This is a genomic window from Vibrio sp. 3-2(1), assembly GCF_963887575.1.
GTDB lineage: Bacteria > Pseudomonadota > Gammaproteobacteria > Enterobacterales > Vibrionaceae > Vibrio > Vibrio anguillarum.
On the sequence record NZ_CAWPGB010000063.1, the window covers coordinates 13,294 to 35,511 of the forward strand.

At 45.0% G+C, this 22,218-nt stretch carries 20 protein-coding genes and 5 tRNA genes; 9 read left to right on the plus strand and 16 right to left on the minus strand.

Translation table 11 applies throughout. The annotated features are described in order from the left end of the window. Positions 1-103 precede the first annotated feature (103 nt). The 4 genes from AACQ79_RS15625 to argR all read right to left on the minus strand — a co-directional run bounded on the left by AACQ79_RS15625 (position 104) and on the right by argR (position 5,392). Positions 104-541, minus strand: coding sequence for a universal stress protein (locus AACQ79_RS15625; RefSeq protein ID WP_013857847.1), 438 nt, complete (start codon positions 539-541; stop codon positions 104-106). An 84-nt stretch (positions 542-625) separates the two neighbouring features. Then, positions 626-3,199, minus strand: coding sequence for a TRAP transporter permease (locus AACQ79_RS15630; RefSeq protein WP_013857846.1), 2,574 nt, complete (start codon positions 3,197-3,199; stop codon positions 626-628). A gap of 287 nt (positions 3,200-3,486) precedes the next feature. After that, positions 3,487-4,455, minus strand: a complete 969-nt coding sequence (locus AACQ79_RS15635; RefSeq protein WP_094166180.1) for a TAXI family TRAP transporter solute-binding subunit — start codon at positions 4,453-4,455, stop codon at positions 3,487-3,489. A gap of 463 nt (positions 4,456-4,918) precedes the next feature. Further along, positions 4,919-5,392, minus strand: a complete 474-nt coding sequence (argR, locus tag AACQ79_RS15640) for a transcriptional regulator ArgR (protein WP_013857844.1) — start codon at positions 5,390-5,392, stop codon at positions 4,919-4,921. Between the two features lie 325 nt (positions 5,393-5,717). Between argR and mdh the strand changes: the two genes are divergently transcribed. Both mdh and AACQ79_RS15650 read left to right on the plus strand, forming a co-directional pair. Then, positions 5,718-6,653, plus strand: coding sequence for a malate dehydrogenase (gene mdh, locus AACQ79_RS15645; RefSeq protein ID WP_017043806.1), 936 nt, complete (start codon positions 5,718-5,720; stop codon positions 6,651-6,653). 293 nt (positions 6,654-6,946) lie between these two features. Then, positions 6,947-8,353, plus strand: a complete 1,407-nt coding sequence (locus AACQ79_RS15650; protein ID WP_094166179.1) for a basic amino acid/polyamine antiporter — start codon at positions 6,947-6,949, stop codon at positions 8,351-8,353. A 97-nt stretch (positions 8,354-8,450) separates the two neighbouring features. On the opposite strand, the gene ispB is transcribed toward AACQ79_RS15650, so the two are convergent. After that, positions 8,451-9,422 carry an octaprenyl diphosphate synthase gene (gene ispB / locus AACQ79_RS15655; RefSeq protein ID WP_094128145.1) on the minus strand — a complete coding sequence of 324 codons (972 nt, stop codon included), beginning with the start codon at positions 9,420-9,422 and terminating at the stop codon, positions 8,451-8,453. A 272-nt stretch (positions 9,423-9,694) separates the two neighbouring features. On the opposite strand from ispB, the gene rplU reads away from it, so the two are divergent. The 6 genes from rplU (at position 9,695) to folA (ending at position 13,636) form a co-directional block, all read left to right on the plus strand. Then, a complete protein-coding gene (gene rplU / locus AACQ79_RS15660; protein WP_010320620.1) occupies positions 9,695-10,006 on the plus strand; it encodes a 50S ribosomal protein L21 in 312 nt (103 codons plus the stop codon). Positions 10,007-10,027: 21 nt separating this feature from the next. Further along, the gene (rpmA, locus tag AACQ79_RS15665) at positions 10,028-10,285 is read left to right on the plus strand and encodes a 50S ribosomal protein L27 (protein ID WP_010320621.1); all 258 of its coding nucleotides are present in this window, start codon (positions 10,028-10,030) and stop codon (positions 10,283-10,285) included. A gap of 221 nt (positions 10,286-10,506) precedes the next feature. Further along, positions 10,507-11,679 carry an Obg family GTPase CgtA gene (cgtA, locus tag AACQ79_RS15670; protein ID WP_010320622.1) on the plus strand — a complete coding sequence of 391 codons (1,173 nt, stop codon included), beginning with the start codon at positions 10,507-10,509 and terminating at the stop codon, positions 11,677-11,679. 116 nt (positions 11,680-11,795) lie between these two features. Then, a complete protein-coding gene (locus tag AACQ79_RS15675) occupies positions 11,796-12,557 on the plus strand; it encodes a threonine/serine exporter family protein (protein WP_013857840.1) in 762 nt (253 codons plus the stop codon). Then, complete coding sequence (locus tag AACQ79_RS15680) at positions 12,545-13,033, plus strand: threonine/serine exporter family protein (RefSeq protein WP_013857839.1); 489 nt, start codon at positions 12,545-12,547, stop codon at positions 13,031-13,033. The genes AACQ79_RS15675 and AACQ79_RS15680 overlap by 13 nt, the downstream gene beginning before the upstream one ends. Before the next feature lie 72 nt (positions 13,034-13,105). Then, on the plus strand, positions 13,106-13,636 hold the full coding sequence (folA, locus tag AACQ79_RS15685; RefSeq protein WP_373568406.1) for a type 3 dihydrofolate reductase: 531 nt from the start codon (positions 13,106-13,108) through the stop codon (positions 13,634-13,636). 64 nt (positions 13,637-13,700) lie between these two features. Here folA and apaH read toward each other — a convergent pair whose 3' ends face one another. The 6 genes from apaH to lptD are packed head-to-tail and all read right to left on the minus strand — an operon-like array spanning position 13,701 to position 20,480. Beyond that, positions 13,701-14,504 (minus strand): bis(5'-nucleosyl)-tetraphosphatase (symmetrical) ApaH, encoded by an 804-nt coding sequence (apaH, locus tag AACQ79_RS15690; protein WP_170899352.1) that lies wholly within the window; start codon positions 14,502-14,504, stop codon positions 13,701-13,703. A gap of 11 nt (positions 14,505-14,515) precedes the next feature. After that, positions 14,516-14,896 carry a Co2+/Mg2+ efflux protein ApaG gene (gene apaG / locus AACQ79_RS15695; RefSeq protein WP_013857836.1) on the minus strand — a complete coding sequence of 127 codons (381 nt, stop codon included), beginning with the start codon at positions 14,894-14,896 and terminating at the stop codon, positions 14,516-14,518. A gap of 60 nt (positions 14,897-14,956) precedes the next feature. After that, positions 14,957-15,763 carry a 16S rRNA (adenine(1518)-N(6)/adenine(1519)-N(6))-dimethyltransferase RsmA gene (rsmA, locus tag AACQ79_RS15700; protein ID WP_013857835.1) on the minus strand — a complete coding sequence of 269 codons (807 nt, stop codon included), beginning with the start codon at positions 15,761-15,763 and terminating at the stop codon, positions 14,957-14,959. A 13-nt stretch (positions 15,764-15,776) separates the two neighbouring features. Next, on the minus strand, positions 15,777-16,769 hold the full coding sequence (pdxA, locus tag AACQ79_RS15705) for a 4-hydroxythreonine-4-phosphate dehydrogenase PdxA (protein WP_170899353.1): 993 nt from the start codon (positions 16,767-16,769) through the stop codon (positions 15,777-15,779). Next, positions 16,759-18,054 carry a peptidylprolyl isomerase SurA gene (surA, locus tag AACQ79_RS15710; RefSeq protein WP_017043799.1) on the minus strand — a complete coding sequence of 432 codons (1,296 nt, stop codon included), beginning with the start codon at positions 18,052-18,054 and terminating at the stop codon, positions 16,759-16,761. The genes pdxA and surA overlap by 11 nt, the downstream gene beginning before the upstream one ends. 56 nt (positions 18,055-18,110) lie before the next feature. Next, complete coding sequence (gene lptD, locus AACQ79_RS15715) at positions 18,111-20,480, minus strand: LPS assembly protein LptD (protein WP_170899354.1); 2,370 nt, start codon at positions 20,478-20,480, stop codon at positions 18,111-18,113. Positions 20,481-20,629: 149 nt separating this feature from the next. Here lptD and djlA point away from each other — a divergent pair, with 149 nt between their 5' ends. Then, entirely contained in the window at positions 20,630-21,484 is an 855-nt protein-coding gene (djlA, locus tag AACQ79_RS15720) for a co-chaperone DjlA (RefSeq protein WP_170899355.1), read from the plus strand. Between the two features lie 121 nt (positions 21,485-21,605). Here djlA and AACQ79_RS15725 read toward each other — a convergent pair. The 5 genes from AACQ79_RS15725 to AACQ79_RS15745 all read right to left on the minus strand — a co-directional run bounded on the left by AACQ79_RS15725 (position 21,606) and on the right by AACQ79_RS15745 (position 22,119). Beyond that, a tRNA-Asn gene (locus AACQ79_RS15725) sits at positions 21,606-21,681 on the minus strand. 30 nt (positions 21,682-21,711) lie between these two features. Beyond that, a tRNA-Thr gene (locus tag AACQ79_RS15730) sits at positions 21,712-21,787 on the minus strand. Positions 21,788-21,821: 34 nt separating this feature from the next. Further along, positions 21,822-21,897 (minus strand) — tRNA-Asn (locus tag AACQ79_RS15735). A gap of 15 nt (positions 21,898-21,912) precedes the next feature. Further along, a tRNA-Thr gene (locus AACQ79_RS15740) sits at positions 21,913-21,988 on the minus strand. A 55-nt stretch (positions 21,989-22,043) separates the two neighbouring features. Further along, positions 22,044-22,119 (minus strand) — tRNA-Phe (locus AACQ79_RS15745). Between the last annotated feature and the right edge of the window lie 99 nt (positions 22,120-22,218).

Sequence of the window (22,218 nt, forward strand, 5' to 3'; positions counted from 1 at the left end):
AGATAATTGAACCTATTAGTTTGATAGCCAATTCCTAACTGAGGCGCTTATCGTTGGCATAAAAAAAGCGCCTCATGCGCTTTTTTATGACGATGCAGGGTTTCTATCCTTGCGGTTTGACAACCAGTACATTGATTGGCGAGTTTTGCACTACTTTACTGGCCACCGATCCCAGCATCACTTTATCGATCTTCGATCGTTTATGGCTTGGCATGATAATCAAATCAGCTCCGAGCTTTTCTGCGTAATCTAAAATGGTGGTGTAGGCTTTACCTTCAGCTACATGCAGTTTGTAGATTATTTCGTCAGCGATATGTTGATCAGCAAACTGTTTTAGCTGTTGCTTGACGTCTTCTTTCATTTTCGCCGCGGCATCTTTCGGGAAGTATGTGGCGACCATCGACATGTGGATACCAGGTAATACATTTAAAAGATGAATTTCAGCATTGGAATGTGTCGCGTGCCAAACAGCAAGTTCAACGGCTTTGTCAGAAAAGCCTTTTTCATTAAGGTCCACTGGAACAAGGATGTGTTTATACATTATGGATTATCTCATCTACGATAGGGTGCTTTAGAGCACCTTGTTTCCGTAAAGTATATGCCTAGCTTGTGCTAGGCATATTGATTAAGCGCGTATTTCTTGTGTTCTCATACGGCGTTTTTGATTCCAAGCTAGCGTCAGCACTAATAATAATGCAGGTAAGAAAACCCACTCTTTCATTGGCCGTTGGCTTTCCAACACAACTGAGCGGATTTCCCAATCAAAATCTATACCTGCGGCTTCAGCTGGACTACCAAACTCAATCATATCCACCAGCATACGATTACTGGTTTCTTTCAGGGTTAGCCCCATTGATTGAATACGCTGTTCTGCCGTTGACGCTTGATCATCAAAAGGGAGTAGTACTGTTTTTGACAAGTAATCACCTTCAATGGTTTCACCAGCGACGATAAGCTCTATCGATTGACCCACATCGAGGTTTTCTACAATTTGCGCTATCTCTGTGCCTGGGTGCAGTTCGGTCGCAGGATAAATCATGTCCCACCAAAAACCGGGTCGGAAGAACGAGAACGTCAGCACCAACAGCAAGACGGTTTCCCACCACTTATTGCGAGTGAGCCACCAACCTTGAGTCGCAGCAGAAAACAGCAGCATTGCGGTAATGGCCGAGAAAATGGTTAACGCTAAGTGCCACCATGTATCAATGCCCATTAGCAGTAGTTGAGTGTTGAATACGAACATAAAGGGCAAAATGGCGGTACGAATATCGTAAGCAAACCCTTGAATACCTGTACGAATAGGGTCTGATTTAGCGATAGCAGCTGCGGCAAATGCCGCCAAGCCAACTGGTGGGGTGTCATCTGCCAAAATGCCGAAATAGAACACAAATAAGTGTACGGCAATCAATGGGATGATAAGACCATGAGCGGCTCCCAGTGTCACAATGACGGGAGCCATTAAGGTTGATACGACGATGTAGTTGGCGGTGGTCGGTAAGCCCATACCAAGAATGAGGCTGATCACGGCGGTAAAAATCAGCATCAGTATGACACTGCCACCGGAGATAAACTCAACAAAATCGGTCATCACTAAGCCGATGCCAGTCAAGGTTACGACACCAACGACGGTTCCTGCGGCTGCGGTTGCCACGCCAATGCCAATCATATTCCGTGCGCCCGAAACCAAGCTTTCGGCAAGATCAACAAACCCAGCCTTCACTTGCGTGTTCAAATCGTTGCTCTTATTGAGTAACGACATGATTGGTCGCTGAGTGATCAAAATGAAGACCATAAATATCGTGGCCCAAAAAGCGGATAATCCAGGCGAGAAGCGCTCGACCGTCAAACACCATACTAGCACCACAATAGGTAGCAGGTAATGAAGCCCTGATTTTACCGTCGGCCCAGGGTCGGGTACTTCTTGGATATCCATATCCATTGCACTTTCTGAGGCGTAGCGAGACGAAATTTTAATCAGAGCGACATAAGTCAGTAAAAGCGCGACCGTAACAATTGGAGTAGCGGCGTCACCAAACACCTCTTTGGTCCAACCAATGCCGTAGTAAACAACAGCGCTGAGAACGCAAAGCCCTAAAATAGTACCCGTAAATGAAAGTAAGCTTTGCACCCATGTCGGTGTATGACGGCGAGGTAGGCCTTTCATTCCTGCTTTGCAGGCTTCCAAATGGACAATATAAATTAAGGCAATATAAGAGATAAGCGCTGGCAGTAGCGCCGCACGGATCACTTCAACATAGGAAATACCGACATATTCCACCATTAAAAATGCGGCAGCACCCATGATAGGCGGGGTTAATTGGCCATTGGTGGAAGCGGCTACTTCAACAGCGCCCGCCTTTGTTCCGGGAAAGCCGACACGTTTCATCAAGGGAATGGTAAAAGTACCGGTGGTAACTACGTTTGCAATCGATGAGCCAGACACTAGCCCCGATAAGCCTGAGGCTACAACCGCTGCTTTCGCGGGACCGCCTCGCATGTGGCCCAGCAGTGAAAAGGCTACTTTGATAAAATAGGAACCTGCGCCAGCTCGTTCAAGCATTGCGCCAAATAGAACAAACAAGAACACAAAAGAGGTGGAAACCCCAAGAGCCACCCCAAAAACCCCTTCAGTGGTCAGCCATAAATGAGACATCGCTTTGTTTAGGCTCGCTCCTTTATGAGCGATCACATCCGGCATGTAGGGGCCACCAAAGGTGTAGAGCAAAAAGAGTGCTGCGACCAACATTAGCGGTGGTCCTAACGCTCGACGTGTTGCTTCAAGTAATAGCACCATTCCTGTGACGGAGACCGCTATATCAATCAAGGTTGGCGCACCAGAGCGACCAGCCAACTCATTGTAAAATAAATAGATGTAAGCAGCAGAGAAACTGCCCGCCAATGCCAAAATCCAATCAATCAATGGAATGCGATCGCGTGGTGAGTTCTTTAACGCAGGGTAGGCAGTAAAGGCGAGAAAGACAGCGAATGTGAGGTGAATGGCTCGTGCTTGCGTATCGTTTAAGATGGCAAAGTTAAAAATAAAGGGCAGCGGTGAAGCATACCAAAGTTGGAATAGTGACCAACATAGTGGGACAAACCACAAAATGCGCCCCGGCAAGCCGTGAGGGTTTCTTGCGCCGGTATCAGATTGCGCTACCATTTCCTGCACATCGGTTGACGGAGTAAGTGTCTTCGTCATGTACGTTATCCTTATTATTGGCTGCCTACGTCTCGGTTGGTCACAGGGTCAATTCACTGCTAATGAGAAGTGGGCTATTGCGGAACAGAACAAAAGGTGGGTTGTTAAATCATTCAAAACCCAAATGTGCCCAGAGAGTCGTTGTAAACGTAAGAGGACAGGCCATCATCGCTGACCATAACGCCAAGGGATAAAGGGCATATCGCTCGTGACTGAAAGGGCAATCAAAGGAGACGTTCAGCCTCCTTTGATTCGGTATCGCTATTGTTGGTTTTCGCGATGCGAAATTATTTTAGCAGACCGATTTCTTTGTAGTATTTTTCTGCGCCAGGGTGAAGAGGAATGGAGATCCCCGCTTTCACCATGTCTTCTTTTTTCAAGTTAGCAAAGGCAGGGTGAAGACGTTTAAAGGTATCAAAATCTTCAAATACCGCTTTGACCAAATTGTATGCGACTTCATCAGACACATCAGTGCTTGATACCAAGGTCGCAGCCACACCAAAACTGGTTACATCTTTATCTGTTCCACGGTACATGCCAGCAGGAATCGTGCTGTAAGCGTAGTAAGGGTTATTGGCAACAATTTTTTCAATTTCAGGGCCAGTAGCAGAGACGAGTTTTGCATCGCATGAGGTCGTTGCTTCTTTGATTGAACCATTTGGATGGCCAACCATATAAATAAAGGCATCTATTTTATTGTCGCACAATGCTTGAGAGCGCTCAGAGCCTTTGAGCTCAGAAGCCAGTTTGAAGCTGTCATTGGTCCAACCAAATGCATCCATCACCACTGCCATGGTAGCCCTGTCACCAGAACCTGGGTTACCAATGTTGACACGTTTACCTTTCAAGTCAGCCACGTTTTCAATGCCTGAATCGGTGCGGGCAATGATATTAAAAGGTTCGGTATGAAGGGAAAATACTGCGCGCAGTTTTTTATTCGGGCCTTGCTCGGCAAATTCACTGGTACCGTTATAACCATGGTACTGCCAGTCAGATTGAACAATACCGAAATCGAGTTCACCTGCACGAATCGTGTTCACGTTGTAGATCGATCCGCCCGTTGATTCTACTGAGCAGCGAATGTTGTGATCTTTACGCCCTTTATTAACCAGCTTACAAATAGCACCACCTGTCGGGTAGTAAACACCAGTGACGGATCCTGTACCAATCGTAATGAACTCTTGTGCGCTTAACGTACCTGTACCCATGACCGCTGCTGCAATAATTCCAACTTTAATCAATTTATTCAATGCCATGAATTTTCCTTCCTTATTCATTATTAACCCCATAGATAATTGTTGTTACACCCTTCCCACCTGAAGTTGCTGTGGTGTTGGCTACGTTCGTTCACCCCAATCACAGAATTATCCATGCTTATGACGACTGACTGACTTGCCGCCTACCCGCAACTTCAAGTTGTTTGGGTATCGGGGGAGTTTCCTCATCTAGAAACGGCATCTTTTTCAATCCGTATGTTGAAAAAGTGGCTAAATAATACCAAAAAATCGACACATAATTACAGGAATGTTAAAAAATGTAGCGAAATTGGCTATCAATAAGCGTCATTGTCAGAGCCAAAATATGGCAATAGCTTGCCTATCAAGGAGTTATTCCTCTTTCTGCTGTGACAACTTATTGCTGAAGATGTGAAGAGAATCACGCCAACTTGACTCAGTGTGATTCTACTAGAGAGTGAGATGAAATGCGTTTAGTGACAAATTACCCTGCGTAATCAAACAGATCACAGACTGAATCAAACAGCTGCTTTGTCGTTACGTTCAGTGTCGGTGTGATAAAAATGGTATCGTCACCGGCCACCACACCCAAGATGCCTTCTGATTTGCCCAGAGAATCAAGTAACCGAGCAATAAGCTGCGCCGCCCCTGGCCCGGTATGAATCACTACCAGCGCGGCATTGTGATCTATATCTAGCACTAATTCGCGCAGTGAACTTGATACGGTTGGTACACCGAGTTCAGCAGGAAGGCAGTAGACCATCTCCATTTTTGCGTTGCGAGTGCGTACCGCGCCAAATTTAGTCAGCATGCGAGATACTTTGGATTGGTTGATATTATCAAACCCTTCATTACGCAGGGCATCGACAATGTCACCTTGAGATCCAAAACGTTCTTCTTTTAATAGATTTTTAAAAGCACGAACCAGATTATCTTGCTTATCATTATTGTTGCGCATAGTTATCGTCTTCGATTAGCCATTTATTGCTGCATATTCTCGCATAGCTATGCAGTCATCGCCAAATTATCGTCCAAAAGTGTCTAAAAGGTCACTGTAAACTTTTATGTAAAACTTTGGTCGAATGGCAACTTAACTCTTTGTCGGTAAAGATAAACAAGGTCATAATTGCCATCGGTGCTGTAGCACGATTTTAGCGAATTGCGCGAGGTCGCAAAGCTAGCGTTAATTGATTGTAATCATATTGTGATTGCTATAGTTTTCTAGCTTAAAAATACCCTACACAAAAACATTTATAAGAGATTTATTCTCAAGGAGAACTACGATGAAAGTAGCTGTTATTGGTGCCGCTGGTGGCATCGGTCAAGCCCTAGCACTTCTACTTAAAAACCATCTTCCTGCTGGTTCCGATCTGGCGCTGTATGACATCGCACCGGTGACTCCGGGCGTTGCTGCCGATCTAAGCCACATTCCTACTCCCGTATCGATCAAAGGCTATGCTGGAGAAGATCCAACACCTGCGCTTGAAGGTGCGGATGTAGTCCTTGTTTCTGCTGGTGTCGCTCGTAAGCCGGGTATGGATCGTGCGGATCTGTTTAATGTTAACGCTGGCATTGTGAAAGCGTTGGCTGAAAAGATTGCGGTTGTCTGTCCAAAAGCCTGTGTGGGCATTATCACCAACCCTGTTAATACAACAGTACCTATTGCAGCGGAAGTCTTGAAAAAAGCAGGCGTTTACGACAAGCGTAAGTTATTTGGTGTGACAACGTTGGACGTGATCCGCTCAGAAACGTTTGTCGCGGCGCTAAAAGATAAAAACCCTAGCGAGATTATTGTGCCTGTGATTGGCGGCCACTCAGGCGTCACTATCCTTCCTTTGCTTTCGCAAATTGAAGGGGTTGAGTTCACGGCCGAAGAAGTGGAAGCCCTAACTAAGCGCATTCAAAACGCAGGCACCGAAGTGGTGGAAGCGAAGGCGGGTGGCGGCAGTGCAACACTGTCAATGGGTCAAGCGGCTTGCCGTTTTGGCTTATCATTAGTCAAAGCACTGCAAGGTGAACCAGGTGTTGTGGAATGTGCCTACGTTGACGGTGGTAGTGAGCATGCTTCATTCTTTGCACAACCGATTAAACTCGGTAAAGAGGGTGTCGAAGAAGTGTTGAGCTATGGTGCATTGAGTGCCTATGAACAAGCCGCGTTAGATGGAATGCTGACAACACTGAAAGGTGATATTCAGCTAGGTGTTGATTTCGCCAAATAAAGAATAACCTTATCTTATACAAAAATGCCGCTTGCTCATCCAAGCGGCATTTTTTATGGTTTTTACCAATATTTTTGTATGATGATGCTTTGAACTGTGTAATATGCGGTTTTTTTTACTGAGCAGTGCATTATTTTCGTCGTGAACTTACAAACTTTTTGATCCCTAGCAATGAATTTGACTATTGACTCACTATCTCAGTGACCGCGATCACATAGGGATTGATGTCTGGTAAATATGTTCTCTAAAATAGCGCCTTCCTCTAATGTGTAAACACTCACTGGATAGTTCCCATGGATAATAAGCTTGGTTTGGGCTCACTGACAGCACTGGTCATTGGTTCAATGATTGGCGCTGGTGTTTTTAGCCTGCCACAAAACATGGCCTCAGTCGCCAGCCCTTTGGCGGTAATGATCGGTTGGGGGATCACCGGCGTTGGTATGATCTTTCTCGCGCTCTCTTTTCAACAACTTGCCATTCATAAACCTCATATTAATAGTGGCGTATTTGGTTTTGCTCGAGAAGGATTTGGTGACTTTGCGGGTTTTTGTTCCGCATGGGGTTACTGGTTTAGCGCCATGGTGGCTAATGTCTCTTATCTGGTAATTGTTTTTAGTACCTTAGGCATGTTGTTTGATACACCAGATAACGTGATGTTTGGGGCGGGTAATACGTGGCTTTCCATTGGGAGTGCATCGGTATTACTTTGGTTGGTGCATGCGTTGGTCAAAAAAGGAGTACAAACGGCCGCATTCATTAATCTGATTACCACCTTTGCTAAAATGATCCCTCTCGTGTTGTTCATCATTTGTGCCGCTTTTGCTTTTTCTTGGGACAAATTCACATTGGATTTTACAGGCTTACACTTCGGTGTTGGCCATGATCTGCTGGATCAAATAAAAAGCACCATGTTGATCACGGTATGGGTGTTCATCGGAATAGAGGGAGCGGTTGTTGTGTCAAGCCGCGCTCGCCACCGTGCTGATATCGGTAAAGCGACTATTCTCGGTTTGCTTACGGCGTTGACCATTTATGTATTGGTCACCTTATTGTCGATGGGCGTGATTAAACCGGTTGAATTGGCGCAATATCAGAACCCTTCAATGGCCAAAGTGCTGACGACTATTCTTGGTCCTTGGGGTGAGTACATTATCGGTGTTGGCTTAATTATTTCGGTGTGCGGTGCTTTTCTTAGCTGGACGGTCCTGGCCTCCGAAGCGCCATTTTTATGTGCTAGAGATAAGATGTTTCCTGCCATCTACGCCCAGCAAAACGAAGCGGGGAGCCCAGTAAAAGCGTTAACTCTAACCAATATTTGCATTCAGGTCTCACTGATTCTGGTGATGTACGCAGGCAGTACCTACGATACGCTGCTGATCTTCGCTTCAGAAATGATCCTTGTTCCCTATTTTTTGATCGGTGCCTTTACGTTAAAGATCGCGATTGAACAGAAGAATAAAGGCAAACTTCTGGTGATAGGTTCTTGTGCCACCATTTATGGGATTTGGCTTTTGTATGCCTCTGGTTTTCACTATTTGATGCTCTCCGCGCTACTCTACTTACCTGGGCTCTATTTCTACATGAAAGCCAAACGAGAGCAGGGCATTCATCCTTTTCAAGGCAAAGAAAAGTTAGGAGCTTGTGCTTTAACGATCGTGGCTGTTTTTGCATTTGGCATGATTTGGCAAGGCGGGTTTTAAATAACGCTTAGAATCAAAAAGAGCCTCAATTGAGGCTCTTTTTGTAGCGGTGCATTTCTAGGCAAAGGTCGATTCTTCGTCCAAGCTAGCTGCTGTTCTACTTTGTCCTATTCACAGCCATATGAGCTAGAGCTATCAGTGCTTGTTTATATTCACTTTCTGGCAGGATAGACAGCTCATTGATCGCTTTATCGGCTTCTTTTAGCGCTTTGTTGGTTGTGTATTCAAGCGAGCCTGTCTGTTTCATTGCCGCTAGAATCTCATCAAGCTGTTCCATGCCATTGGCTTTTTCGATGGCCTCACGGATCATCTCTTTTTGTTCGGGTGTACCATGCTGCATTGCGTACAATAGAGGAAGTGTTGGTTTGCCTTCCGCTAAATCATCGCCCACATTTTTGCCCATTTCACTGCCATCAGAGGTGTAATCCATCACGTCATCAATGAGCTGGAAAGCTGTGCCAAGGTACTTACCATAGTTCTGTAGTGCCGTTTCAATTTCAGGAGAAGCGTTACTTAATATCGCACCAATCTGGGTCGCTGCTTCAAACAAACGCGCCGTTTTCGAGTAGATCACCTGTAGGTAATTTTCCTCGGTAGTGTTTGGATCATTACAGTTCATCAATTGTTGCACTTCGCCTTCAGCGATAACGTTCACCGCATCGCTCATCAGCTCAAGGATCCTTAACGATCCTAGTGTAGTCATCATTTGGAAGGAACGCGTGTAGATGAAATCCCCCACTAACACGCTCGCTGCATTGCCAAATGCCGCGTTCGCTGTTGCCTTGCCACGGCGCATATCCGACTCATCGACAACGTCGTCATGCAGCAAGGTTGCCGTGTGGAGGAATTCAATAAATGCAGCGGCAGTCGTGTGCGCTTCACCTTGATAACCAAGGGCTCGAGCCGACAAAATAGCCAGCAAAGGACGCAGGCGTTTCCCACCCCCGCTGACGATGTAGAATCCTAATTGATTGATTAAAGATACATCAGAGTTGAGCTGAGCTTGAATCGTTTCATTCACTTTTGCCATGTCATCGGCAGTAAGCGTTTGGATAGCTTTAAAATCCATGGTTAATCCGGCTGAAGTTAGAACCTATAAGGTGTTGTGTTCTTCTATAATTCTCGAATAATACACTAAAAAACGTTGATTAATACAAGGCTTAAAGGCATGATTGCGCCACTTTTCATTGGCGATTAGCTTTTCGCCAATTTTTTCAAAATATGGCTTGTCTTGGGGTACTCATTCGCGTAGAATCTGCGCCCTATTGATGATTAGTTTAGCGCACACCCAAATTGCTCAAATAAAAAGCATACGGCTGTGCGGAAAGAGCGGAGTAAAATATGTACGCTGTTTTCCAATCTGGTGGTAAACAACACCGTGTAAGCGAAGGTCAAACTCTTCGTTTAGAGAAATTAGACGTTGAAACTGGTGCAACTGTTGAATTTGATAAAGTTCTACTAGTTGCTAACGGTGAGCAAATCACTGTTGGGGCACCTCTTGTTGAAGGCGGTAAAATTACTGCTGAAGTAGTACAACACGGTCGTGGCGATAAAGTTAAAATCGTTAAGTTCCGTCGTCGTAAACACTCTCGTAAACAACAAGGCCACCGTCAGTGGTTCACTGAAGTGAAAATCACTGGCATCAACGCTTAAGTAATTTAGGAGAGTTTAACAATGGCACACAAAAAAGCTGGCGGTTCTACTCGTAACGGCCGCGATTCAGAAAGCAAACGTCTTGGTGTTAAGCGTTTCGGTGGTGAATCTGTTCTTGCAGGTAACATCATCGTTCGTCAACGTGGTACTAAGTTCCACGCAGGCACTAACGTTGGTATCGGTAAAGACCATACTCTTTTCGCTCTTACTGAAGGTAAAGTGAAATTTGAAGTTAAAGGTCCTAAAAACCGTAAATTTGTTAGCATCGACGCTGAATAAATTTATACCTAACTGAACTCAAAAGCCCTGCCGTTACGGTGGGGTTTTTTATTTATCAGCCGAACAGAAAAGAAGACACTCTAATCACTAGAGTTTCTCCTTATGTGTTCCAATTGTGGATAAAACGAAGGATGATCACGGTCGATCCTGAATGTGTATCTGCTAGAATTTATATCATTGTGTGACAATGATATCGCAACGCAAAGAGCGTGGAGTAACAAATGAAATTCGTTGATGAAGCGATAATTAAAGTCGAAGCGGGTGATGGCGGTAACGGTGTCGTGAGCTTTTGGCGTGAAAAATTCGTGACGAAAGGCGGCCCTGATGGCGGCGATGGCGGCGATGGCGGCGACGTTTATATCCAAGCCGATGAAAACTTAAATACCTTGGTTGATTACCGATTCCAACGCTTTTACGCTGCTGAGCGCGGCCAAAATGGTGGTGGTGCTAACTGTACAGGTAAGCGCGGTAAAGACATTACTTTGAAGGTGCCTGTTGGGACTCGAGCGGTTGACATTCACACCAATGAAGTTGTGGGTGAAGTTGCAGAGCATGGCAAAAAAGTGATGGTCGCTAAAGGTGGCTGGCATGGTTTAGGTAATGCTCGCTTTAAGTCATCCGTTAACCGTGCACCACGCCAAAAAACCATGGGTAAAAAAGGTGAGGTGCGCGAATTACGCCTTGAGCTTTTATTGTTAGCTGACGTGGGTATGCTTGGCTTGCCGAATGCGGGTAAATCAACCTTTATTCGTTCTGTTTCAGCAGCGAAGCCAAAAGTCGCTGATTACCCCTTCACTACGCTGATCCCAAGTTTGGGTGTCGTGAGTGTGGTTCCTGAGAAAAGTTTCGTGATCGCTGATATTCCGGGCTTGATTGAAGGCGCGGCCGATGGTGCTGGTTTAGGTATTCGCTTCTTAAAGCACTTAGAACGTTGCCGAGTGTTGCTGCATATGATCGACATTCTTCCTATTGATCAAAGTGATCCTGCGCAAAATGCGCTGACCATCTTTGATGAGCTAGAGCAATACAGTGAAAAAGTGTCACAAAAACCTTGTTGGTTGGTGTTCAACAAAGTTGATCTGATGCTTGAAGAAGAAGCCGATGAAAAGATCCAAGAGATCTTAGATGCGCTGGCTTGGGAAGGGCGATACTTCAAAATTTCGGCAGTAAACCAACAAGGTACGGCGGATTTGTGCCGTGAGTTGGCTGACTATATGGAAACGTTACCTCGTGAGCAGGAAGAGCTCAGTGAAGCTCAGAAAGTCGATTTCATGTGGGATGATTACCATAAAGATGAGATGAACAGCCAAAATGTGATCACTGAAGATGGTGATGACTGGGATGATTGGGACGACGAAGAAGATGACGGCCACGTTATCTATGTTCGTGATTAATTTTCCTGAATTGATTGAGCCGCAATAATTATTGCGGCTTTTTTATAGCTAAATCATATTTAAAGCACCCAATTTCGGGCACACTATTGGGCTTTTAGGACGTTCGGAAAGGAATCATGACATCCAAACAGAGGCTTGTTTCTCGATTGATCGCCCAAGCTGGGCAAATGTTGTTGGCTCATGGTGCGGAAAGTACACTGGTGGGCGATATTATGCGTCGCATGGGAGCGGCGTGTGGCATGAGTGAAGTGGAAGTATCGCTCTCGGCGAGTTCACTTGTGCTAACCACGGTTTACGATGGCCATTGCATTACGACTGCGCGCCGTTGTCCTGATCGTGGGATCAATATGCGGGTAGTGACGCAAGTCCAGCGCATCTGCATCATGATGGAAAAAGGGATTTTAGATTATTCCCTTGCGCAGAAAAAACTCAATCAGATCAGCCCTGAACGCTACAACCGTTGGTTGGTTGTGGTGATGATTGGTCTTTCTTGTGCTGCATTTGCTCGTTTAGCTGGCGGAGATTGGACTGTGTTTACGATGACGTTCATTGCTTCTGCGGCGGGTATGATTGTGCGCCAAGAGATTGGGCATCGCCAATTTAATCCGCTCGTCAACTTTACGGTGACCTCATTTGTTACTTCGATCATTTCAGCGCAAGCTATCATCTACCAACTAGGCAATAAACCAACCATTGTGATGGCTTCTTCTGTACTGATGTTAGTCCCCGGTTTTCCTTTAATTAATGCGGTCGCGGATATGCTTAAAGGTTATATCAATATGGGTATTGCCCGTTTTGTGATGGCAAGTTTGCTTACGTTGGCAACGAGTTTAGGCATCGTTGCGGCGATGAGCGTGACGGGTGTATGGGGGTGGTAGCGATGGATTGGATGAATTTATTACTCGGTTTAGCCAATGATATGTTTTTTGCTGCAATCCCAGCCGTTGGTTTTGCTTTGGTGTTTAATGTTCCTGTACCAGCCCTAAAATATTGTGCGTTAGGTGGTGCGATTGGTCATGGCTCACGTTACTTAATGATGCAATTTGGAATTCCCATTGAGTGGGCGACTTTTTTTGCTGCAACTATCGTTGGAATGATTGGCGTGCGTTGGTCGCGTAAATTTTTAGCTCACCCTAAAGTGTTTACGGTAGCGGCTTTGATCCCAATGGTTCCCGGGGTTTTTGCCTTTAAAGCGATGATTGCAATGGTTGAAATTAACCATCTTGGTTTTACGCCAGAGCTGCTGGCGATACTGATGGATAATTTTTTAAAAGCGATGTTTATTATCGCGGGCTTAGCGGTTGGCCTTGCGGTGCCGGGTTTGTTATTCTATCGGCGCAAACCCATAGTGTAAGGGCAATGGTTTGTACTAATAAGGGAATTAGGTATAATCCGTTTTCTCCAAGAATTCTAAGGTATATTTGACGTGTTAATTAGCATGATCGCGGCTATGGCCCATGGCGGTAAGATAGATAAATCTCAAGATATGTATCTTTCTAATGCTAGTTCTCGGGTTATCGGTAACGAGAATTCGATGCCTTGGCATTTGCCAGCTGACTTTGCTTGGTTTCGAGAACATACGTTAGGTAAACCCGTTGTAATGGGGCGTAAGACGTATGAGTCTATAGGTCGTCCGTTACCTGAACGCCATAATATTGTAATCAGCCGTGATTTATCACTAGAAATTGAAGGCGTTACAGTTGTCTCGTCTGTTGAAGAAGCAATCAGTTCCGCTGGCAATGTGGATGAAATAATGATCATCGGTGGTGGGTCCATCTATAAAGCTTTTCTCCCCTTAGCTGGAAAATTGTATTTGACATTTATTGAAGCTGATATAAATGGTGATACTAGATTCCCTGAATGGGGAGCCGATTGGAAAGTAGCTGAACAACGAAAATACAAGAAAGATAGCGGAAACCAGTTTGACATGCATTTTGTAGTGCTTGAGAAAAAATAGTTAGAAGTGCTTTTACTTTCAAATATTGCTGGCGATAGTTGCCAGCTTTTTGGGAGTAGTTATTTTAAAGCGCTTTTTGAACAAAATACTGTTTATCTTCCCAGCGTAGCATGGTCAAACATCCTCCCCACACACAGCCAGTATCAAGCCCTATCACTTCGTCGCTGCGGTAACCTTCTAACGCAGCCCAGTGGCCAAATAGGACTGTTTTATCGAGTTTAAGGCGTTTGGGTAGGGCAAACCACGGTAACAATTCTTCATCTTTTATTTCTTGAGGGGGAAGTTTGCACGCCATATCAAGACGCCCATCAGCAAAGCAAAAACGCATCCGAGTATAGGCATTGATGGTATAGCGATAGCGATCAATCCCTTCTAGCTTCGAGCTCCACATATCAGGTGTGTTGCTGTACATCTGCTCGATAAGCCAACGCCAACGATCACTTTGCAAAATACTTTCGACTTCTTTTGCTGCTTGACGTGCAGTTTCAAGATCCCATAGAGGAGAAATCCCCGCATGGCACATGACAAAGTCAGCATGTTCAGCGAGGAGCGGTTGATGGCGCAACCAAGTGAGTAGCTCTGTTGCATCGTTCGCTTGTAATATGGGTAAGGTTTTATCACGAGGTTTACATGGGTGGATGCCCAGCGAGACGGCCAGTAAGTGAAGATCGTGATTGCCTAGAACGATACGCGCCGAACAACCCAATTGTTTGATAAAACGTAGCGTTTCTAGAGATTTAGGGCCTCTTGCAACTAAGTCGCCAGCTACCCACAGTGTGTCTTGTTGTGGTTGGAATTGCACTTGAGCCAATAAACACTGTAGTTCGTCAAAACAGCCTTGAATGTCGCCGACAATATAGTTCGCCACGGCTACCTCTTTTAATTTAAAACATTAGGAATAGCGAGACGAAACGGCTCAATTTCAACAATAAATTCAGCGTCTGCTTCATCTAACATAATGTAATGACCTTGCATCACACCGACTGGCGTTTCCAACGCCGTACCACTGTTATAGCGGTACTCATCATTGGGCAAGATAATCGGTTGTTCCCCGACCACGCCATCACCTTCCACAGACATCTGTTTGCCATTCGCATCGGTAATTAACCAACGGCGGCTCATCAGCTGTACCTGCTGGTTGCTGAGATTACGGATGGTGATCACATAGGCAAAGATATAGCGGTGTAAATCGGGATTGGACTGCTCGGGGAGATACTGGGTATGGACTTGGATTTTGATACAAGGTTCAGAGATATCCATGTTAACTCCTTGTTTTTATAGATGAGCGATAGACATTGGCCGTTTATCGCTCAATCGTTATTAGGCGTGATGAGCGTCTAACCAGTTTGCCATAGCAACAAACTGTTCAAGTGTTAGGTTTTCCGGGCGCATGCCAGGGTTGACCCCAAGTTCTTCTAGCGTTTCCACCTCAATCAAACCTTTGTAGCAGTTGCGTACGGTTTTACGACGTTGGTTAAAACCATCTCGGCAGACACGCTCTAACCATTTCATGTTTGTCGTTGGATGCGGCAGTACTTCATAAGGCACCAAGCGCACAACAGCTGAATCAACTTTCGGTGGCGGTACAAAGGCCGTTGGCGGAACTTCCAACACAGGAACCACTTTGCAGAAATACTGCGTCATAACCGTTAAGCGCCCGTAAGCTTTACTGCCGGGACCGGCAGCTAAACGGTTGACCACTTCTTTTTGCAGCATGAAGTGCATATCTTGAATATCTTTATGAAATTCAAATAAGTGGAACATTAATGGCGTTGAAATGTTGTATGGCAAGTTGCCGAAAATGCGCAGTTTATTATTCGGTTTCACCAACTGCGTGAAGTCAAAACGCATCGCATCACCTTCATGAATCGTCAATTTACTCGATAATTCTGGGTGGTTGCGCAGGCGCTCAGCTAAGTCACGGTCTAGCTCAATAACAGTGAATTTATCCACTTCGCGGCCGACTGGCTCAGTTATCGCTCCAAGACCGGGGCCGATCTCAACCAAATTTTGTCCCGGACGAGGGTTAATCGCAGAGACGATGCCATCAATAATGTATGGATCGTTTAGGAAGTTTTGACCAAAACGTTTACGCGCTTTGTGCCCTAAGTGGACATCATTTCTCATAGTTTTCTCGAAATTAATTAGGTTTCTTTTCTACCAAGTCAATCGCGTAGGCGAGTGCTGTTCTAAAGCTCCCTGTATCCGCAAGCCCTTTCCCTGCCAATTCGAGTGCGGTGCCATGATCGACCGATGTTCTTATAAAGGGTAGACCAAGAGTAATATTTACTGAACGACCAAAGCCTTTGTACTTTAATACGGGTAGGACTTGGTCGTGATACATGCCTAAAACAGCATCGGCATCTTGCAAGTATTTGTCATTGAAGATGGTGTCGGCTGGTAGTGGGCCAATCAAATTAATGCCATCTTGCTGACGAATTTTTTCTAGTGTTGGAGTGATGGTTTCTATCTCTTCACGGCCCAGACAGCCATCTTCTCCCGCGTGTGGGTTTAAACCACACACATAAATTTTGGGTTGAGCAATGGCAAATTTTTCCACCAAATCTTTATGCAAAATAGTGATGATTTTTTCTAACCGCTCGACCGTTACTGCCTTTGATACATAAGTCAGTGGAATATGTGTTGTCACTAGCGCGACTCTCAACCCTTCTGTTGCGAGCATCATAACCACCAGTGGAGTATTAGATTTTTCAGCAAAGAATTCAGTGTGGCCGCTAAATGCAACGCCAGCTCGGTTGATCACCCCCTTGTGCACAGGGCCGGTGACAATAGCATCAAATTCATCATTCATACAGCCTAAAGCGGCTCTTTCTAATGTATTTAATACATAATGTCCATTGGCTTCATTCAGTTTCCCCGTTATCACCGGTGCGCCGAGGGGAATATGATCCACTACTAACCGTCCCGCTTGCTGTGGTTTTGGTGCGGAGGTGACTAAGTAGTCTTCCAATATAACGTCAATATTGAGCTCTTTAGCGCGCTCTGCAAGCAAGCTTTTGTCCGCGCATACCACCAGTTGATGTGCCCAATCTTCTTTTGATAAGGCCAGCACCAAATCTGGGCCAATACCCGCGGGCTCGCCAGCGGTAACCACGATGCGTTTAATTGTCATCTTGGTTGTCCTGTATAATTTCGACAAAGGCACTGGCACGCATTTCTTGTAGCCATGCGCTGGCTTCTTCATTGAATTTTCTATTAAAAAGAATGCGATAAGCTTTGTTTTTCAGTGCGGAGTCGGTGCGGTCGACTTCACGGCGATCAAGCACTTCGACAATATGCCAACCATGAACGGTTTTAAAGGGGTCGCTGATTTGCCCAACCGATAATGTTTCGATTTGATGTTGAAACTCCGGCACGTACAGATCCGGTGTTTGATAACCCAATTCGCCATTTTGCGCCGCAGAGCCGGGATCTTGGCTGTATTGCTGCGCCAATTCACCAAAGGTCGCTTCACCTGCCTTAATGCGACGAATGAAGTCATGTAGCTCTTTTTGTACGCCGTCATCGCTTAAAATAACCGTGGGTTTGATTAAAATATGGCGTGCATTAACTTCCGTGACCGCGACGGTTTCTAATCCTTTGACGTCATCAATTTTAAGAATGTGGAAACCGACGCCACTGCGAAATGGCCCAATAATAGAGCCTTTGTTTTGCATTTTGATTTGGTCGGCAAAAATTGTCGGCATTTCTTCTTTGCGCATCCAGCCCCAATCACCACCTTGCAGCGCTTTCGGACCTTTTGAATAGGTATAAGCCATGGTGCTGAAATCCGCTCCTTGGTTGAGTTTTTCGACTAAGGTTTTGGCTTGCTGTTCTACTGCGGCCTTATCTTGAGTGTCGTCAACACGCAGTTGGATGTGGCTGATTTTATATTGCACCGTTGCATTGGTTTCTTGCGCAAGAATATTGGCTAAGTTGTCCACTTCGTCTGGTAATATATTGATCCGGCGACGAACTAAAGCATTGCGCGCTTCACTTGCTGCAATTTCTTTACGTACTTGTTCGCGAAATTCGGCATAAGTCAGCCCTTCAGCAGTAACAGAAGCGTTAAGCTGTTCTAGGGTTTGATTATTGTTTTTCGCGATGTCGGCGATCGCGTCACTGAGTCGGTTATCGTCAATGCGCACGCCAATGCGTTGTGCTTCTTGTTGCTGAATGGTATCAATAATCAATTTTTCAACCACTTGCTCACGCAGCACTGTGTCTTCGGGTAGCGTTTGACCATTTTTCTTTGCATTAATGGTCAAGGTTTTTAATGCACCATCAATGTCACTCTGTAAAATAACGCCACTATTGACGATGACGGCGACGCGATCGAGCTCAACAGGAGCAGCGTATGCGGTGTTTAGGCTTAATGTTGCCATCAATCCAATCAGTGTGTGTTTCCACAATTTCATTTGTAGTCCTATCAAAATGAGCAAGGGCCTTTACACTTAAGCAAAGGCCGAATAAATTAGTTGTTTAGGAAAAATGGACGACCATAACTTAATGAATTTCCAGCGCTGTCTACGCCCGTCATTCCGGAACCTGCACCAATCGTGGTGCCAAAACCGACAATACCAAAGTTCAAACTAAAGTTATTTTCGTAGAGTGGCGTAGCATTAGGGTCAGTAACAAAATCACCATCCCATTTCCGCAGTTGATTACTATAAGTAAAACCAATATACCAACAATCTGAGGTGTAGCTTAGGTTAGCCAGCCACTCCAGGCTCTTTTCCGTGGTTAAATCGTAGAAGTACTGTCCGCTAGCATTCCACTTTTTGGAGATCTGATACCCAGCCAGTAAACCGGCTTGTGAAATGCCATCTTTGGTAATGGCATTAATATTGGTAATTGTATCGCCAACGGTATTATCAATATACTCTTTGGTGACGTAACGATAGTTAGTTTGAATGTATCCAGAACCCACTCTGTACTCTAGGGTACTGTTGGCCAGTTGCATCTTACTGCTATCAATGTCGTACTGAACCCCGCCATGGTAGAAGAGTAAATCATCATAGTTGAAGTCCATTTCGACGGCCCAAGCCGAATAGTTGGAAGTGTTGGCTGAATTATCTCCCTCATTAGGGGAGGAATTCTTGAGATCTTTTTTGAGGTAAAAAATCTGGCCAAAAGAGATATTTAAACGTTCTTTATACTGATCGTCGAAAAACCGTGAAGAGGCACCGTAGCTGATCTGATTTGCCGGGGCAATATAATCGACACCACTATATTTACGGCTGCGGAATAAACCATAATAATCGGTTTGCAGTAGCGTTGTATCGTACAGCCCGATATTGCGCTGATCTTTTCTCGGTACGTACAGGTACTGAATCTGCGGCTCAAGTGTCTGCGTATAATCATCAAACAGAACCGTATCTCTTTCCAGTACTAATCCCGCATGAGTTCTAAATTCCGGAATGATGCGTGAAACGCTCTCTTTTAGGTCTTTATAATTATCCGAATTGAGGTCAACACCGCTGAGATCTTGTTGGTAATAAGTACCAAGCACTCGCGCTTCGGTTGTCCAAGTGCCCCAGGTGTTACTGAGAGGAATAGTAAAGCCCGGTTCAATGTGCGCTCGGGTGGCTGCAGGTTTTCCTCTTGCATCGGTTTCAAAACGCGATAGATGGCTCACCATATCAAAGTTCAAATACGGTAATAATTCGGGCGCATAGTAATTAAACGCAATCTGTGGCATCAAGCGATAGGGTTGGTTGGTGCTAGTTTTGTCTTCTGTAAGCAGCTGAAAGTCGCGAACCAGTATCGATGAATCCCAATTGTGGGTCCGGTAGGTGGCTTTACCTTCTTGGATAAGCTGACCATCTTCTCGGTTACCGATACCTGAGTCTAAATCACTAAAGTAGCTAATGTCACTGACTTGAGAGTAGTCAATTTCAAACTTCCAAGCTTGGTTGAAAATACCACTGTGTTGGTATTGGAAGCCCCAGCGGCTGCCCTTTTCCGGATGTTTTTGATCATCAGGTAAATATTCAGATTTAATGTTACCTGTACCAAAATCATTCAGATAACGGAATTCACTGTTTAATTGCGTACCGCGTTCTTGCATATATTTAAAGGTCGTTTCTAGGTCATAGTTTGGCGCTAAGTTCCAATAAATAGGTACTTGGGCTTCAAAACCATCGCTAGAACCGTAAGAAACGGTAGGGTATAAAAATCCCGTTTTACGTGTGTCGCCAATCGGCACCGTAAGAAATGGCAGATAAAAAATCGGAATATTTTGAATCTCGAAGCGCGGATTATAAAAAGTGGCTTGCTCTTCATTTTGGTCAATATCAATGCTGGATGCTTTCAATCGCCATGCATTATTACCTTCAGGGCAAGAGGTAATCGAACCATCTTCTATCTCATAAACGGCCTTACCCGTTTTGGAAATATACACAGCTTCACCACGGCCGGGTTCACACAAAAATTGATATTTTGTGTTCTCTAATGTCATTAAATCCGTATTAAGATTGTTTGTGGCTTTGTCAGAAATGGTCCTTACTTCACCGTCACTGAAGTTGACATTACCTTGCGCAACCACAATATTATCTTTCTGATGCAGGGTAACGGTATCCGCTAGAATGCGTTTTTTACCTTGAACAACGACCACATTGCCTGAGTAGTTTGCGCGTTCACCGTTCACGGCTTCTAGCGTATCAGCCTCGACATTAATCGGTTGCTGACTTGAGTTTTCTGCTTCAGGTTCGTTGATCAAACATTGATCTATAGCGGGCATTTCCTGCACACTATTGTCTAACATAGCTTCTGCTTGAGTCTGTGGCACAAAAAGAGCTGCGCTAATTGAAGCGGCTAACAAGGTGCGGGAAAAACATGACATCGAGTTGTACTATCCTGTTTGAACTTGATTGATTCGGAAGATGGATGGCCGAATGTAAAATAAAACGTTTCTTATCATAAAGGAAATTGAAGCTCCCGGCACTATCAGACCGCTTTACTCCTGAAAAATTCATAGATTGAGAGCACATAATGCATATTTTTGGCAAAATTCTTGGCGCTTTTTTTGGCTTCTTATTTGGAGGACCGTTTGGCGCATTTTTTGGTTTGTTTCTCGGGCATCAATTTGATAAAGCTCGTCGTTTGAATCAAGCGGGGTTTAAAACTAGCTCATTTGGTTCAGGGCCAAGCCAAACTGAGCGACAAGACGAATTTTTTAAAGCCGCTTTCGCGGTCATGGGACATGTTGCTAAAGCGAAAGGGCAAGTCACCAAAGAAGAGATCCAGCTAGCTACCATCATGATGGAGCGTATGAACTTACATGGTGAGCAACGTAAAGCGGCTCAAGATGCGTTTCGTGAGGGGAAAGAGAGTGGCTTTCCTTTAGAGGAAGTGTTGGAGCGTGTGCGCCTTTCGACGGGTGGACGCTTTGACTTGTTGCAATTTTTTCTCGAATTGCAAATATCAGCCGCGTTTGCCGATGGGGATATTCACCCTAGCGAGCGCAATGTACTGCACAAAATCGCTCGTAGTTTAGGTTTCTCATCTGATCAACTGGAAAGACGCTTGCGTATGCAAGAAGCTGCCTTTCGTTTTCAACAAGGCGGAAATTTTGGTGGCCAACAGCAAGGTTATCAGCAATCGGGGCAGTGGCAGCAAGCATCACAAGCTTCTCGGCTCTCGGATGCCTACGATGTGTTAGGTATGAGTGAAGATGCGGATGCTAAAGAGATTAAACGTGCCTATCGCAAATTGATGAATGAGCATCACCCAGATAAATTGATGGCCAAAGGCTTACCACCAGAGATGATGAACGTTGCGAAAGAAAAATCGCAAGAGATCCAAAATGCGTACGATTTGATTAAGAAAGAGAAGGGTTTTAAGTAACCGACTATCGTGAATTACCGCGAATGTTTCAATCGATTGAGCTGGTGCAAACTGGCTCTTTTTATTATGAGCATACGCAAGACACAAAAAAAGCCAAGTTTGAAAACTTGGCTTTAGAAAGTGGCTCCCCCTGCAAGACTTGAACTTGCGACATACGGATTAACAGTCCGCCGTTCTACCGACTGAACTAAGGGGGAACGAATGTTTGCTTATCTTATGCAGATAAATGGTGCCGACTACCGGAATCGAACTGGTGACCTACTGATTACAAGTCAGTTGCTCTACCTACTGAGCTAAGTCGGCGCCGAATCAATAAGCAGTGCTCATTGATGAAAAGTGGCTCCCCCTGCAAGACTTGAACTTGCGACATACGGATTAACAGTCCGCCGTTCTACCGACTGAACTAAGGGGGAACAGGTTTTAAAGAATGGTGCCGACTACCGGAGTCGAACTGGTGACCTACTGATTACAAGTCAGTTGCTCTACCTACTGAGCTAAGTCGGCACATTTTTATCTTTAATTTTATTGTCTGTGCTAGGCACCAACAATTTAGAAACTGTGGTGCCCGGAGGCGGAATCGAACCACCGACACGAGGATTTTCAATCCTCTGCTCTACCGACTGAGCTATCCGGGCGACGGGGTGTATTAAAAGGTTTTTCGCATTTAACGTCAACAGTAAAATGCAAAAAAAATGTCGTTTGTTGTTTTTCTATACTTAGTGACTCGTTTTTGC

What these genes read in the sequence shown, in the direction of transcription:
- AACQ79_RS15625 (WP_013857847.1), bottom strand. Translation starts at nt 541, where the DNA reads ATGTATAAACACATCCTTGTTCCAGTGGACCTTAATGAAAAAGGCTTT.
- AACQ79_RS15630 (WP_013857846.1), bottom strand. Translation starts at nt 3,199, where the DNA reads ATGACGAAGACACTTACTCCGTCAACCGATGTGCAGGAAATGGTAGCG.
- AACQ79_RS15635 (WP_094166180.1), bottom strand. Translation starts at nt 4,455, where the DNA reads ATGGCATTGAATAAATTGATTAAAGTTGGAATTATTGCAGCAGCGGTC.
- argR (WP_013857844.1), bottom strand. Translation starts at nt 5,392, where the DNA reads ATGCGCAACAATAATGATAAGCAAGATAATCTGGTTCGTGCTTTTAAA.
- mdh (WP_017043806.1), top strand. Translation starts at nt 5,718, where the DNA reads ATGAAAGTAGCTGTTATTGGTGCCGCTGGTGGCATCGGTCAAGCCCTA.
- AACQ79_RS15650 (WP_094166179.1), top strand. Translation starts at nt 6,947, where the DNA reads ATGGATAATAAGCTTGGTTTGGGCTCACTGACAGCACTGGTCATTGGT.
- ispB (WP_094128145.1), bottom strand. Translation starts at nt 9,422, where the DNA reads ATGGATTTTAAAGCTATCCAAACGCTTACTGCCGATGACATGGCAAAA.
- rplU (WP_010320620.1), top strand. Translation starts at nt 9,695, where the DNA reads ATGTACGCTGTTTTCCAATCTGGTGGTAAACAACACCGTGTAAGCGAA.
- rpmA (WP_010320621.1), top strand. Translation starts at nt 10,028, where the DNA reads ATGGCACACAAAAAAGCTGGCGGTTCTACTCGTAACGGCCGCGATTCA.
- cgtA (WP_010320622.1), top strand. Translation starts at nt 10,507, where the DNA reads ATGAAATTCGTTGATGAAGCGATAATTAAAGTCGAAGCGGGTGATGGC.
- AACQ79_RS15675 (WP_013857840.1), top strand. Translation starts at nt 11,796, where the DNA reads ATGACATCCAAACAGAGGCTTGTTTCTCGATTGATCGCCCAAGCTGGG.
- AACQ79_RS15680 (WP_013857839.1), top strand. Translation starts at nt 12,545, where the DNA reads ATGGGGGTGGTAGCGATGGATTGGATGAATTTATTACTCGGTTTAGCC.
- apaG (WP_013857836.1), bottom strand. Translation starts at nt 14,896, where the DNA reads ATGGATATCTCTGAACCTTGTATCAAAATCCAAGTCCATACCCAGTAT.
- rsmA (WP_013857835.1), bottom strand. Translation starts at nt 15,763, where the DNA reads ATGAGAAATGATGTCCACTTAGGGCACAAAGCGCGTAAACGTTTTGGT.
- pdxA (WP_170899353.1), bottom strand. Translation starts at nt 16,769, where the DNA reads ATGACAATTAAACGCATCGTGGTTACCGCTGGCGAGCCCGCGGGTATT.
- surA (WP_017043799.1), bottom strand. Translation starts at nt 18,054, where the DNA reads ATGAAATTGTGGAAACACACACTGATTGGATTGATGGCAACATTAAGC.
- lptD (WP_170899354.1), bottom strand. Translation starts at nt 20,480, where the DNA reads ATGTCATGTTTTTCCCGCACCTTGTTAGCCGCTTCAATTAGCGCAGCT.
- djlA (WP_170899355.1), top strand. Translation starts at nt 20,630, where the DNA reads ATGCATATTTTTGGCAAAATTCTTGGCGCTTTTTTTGGCTTCTTATTT.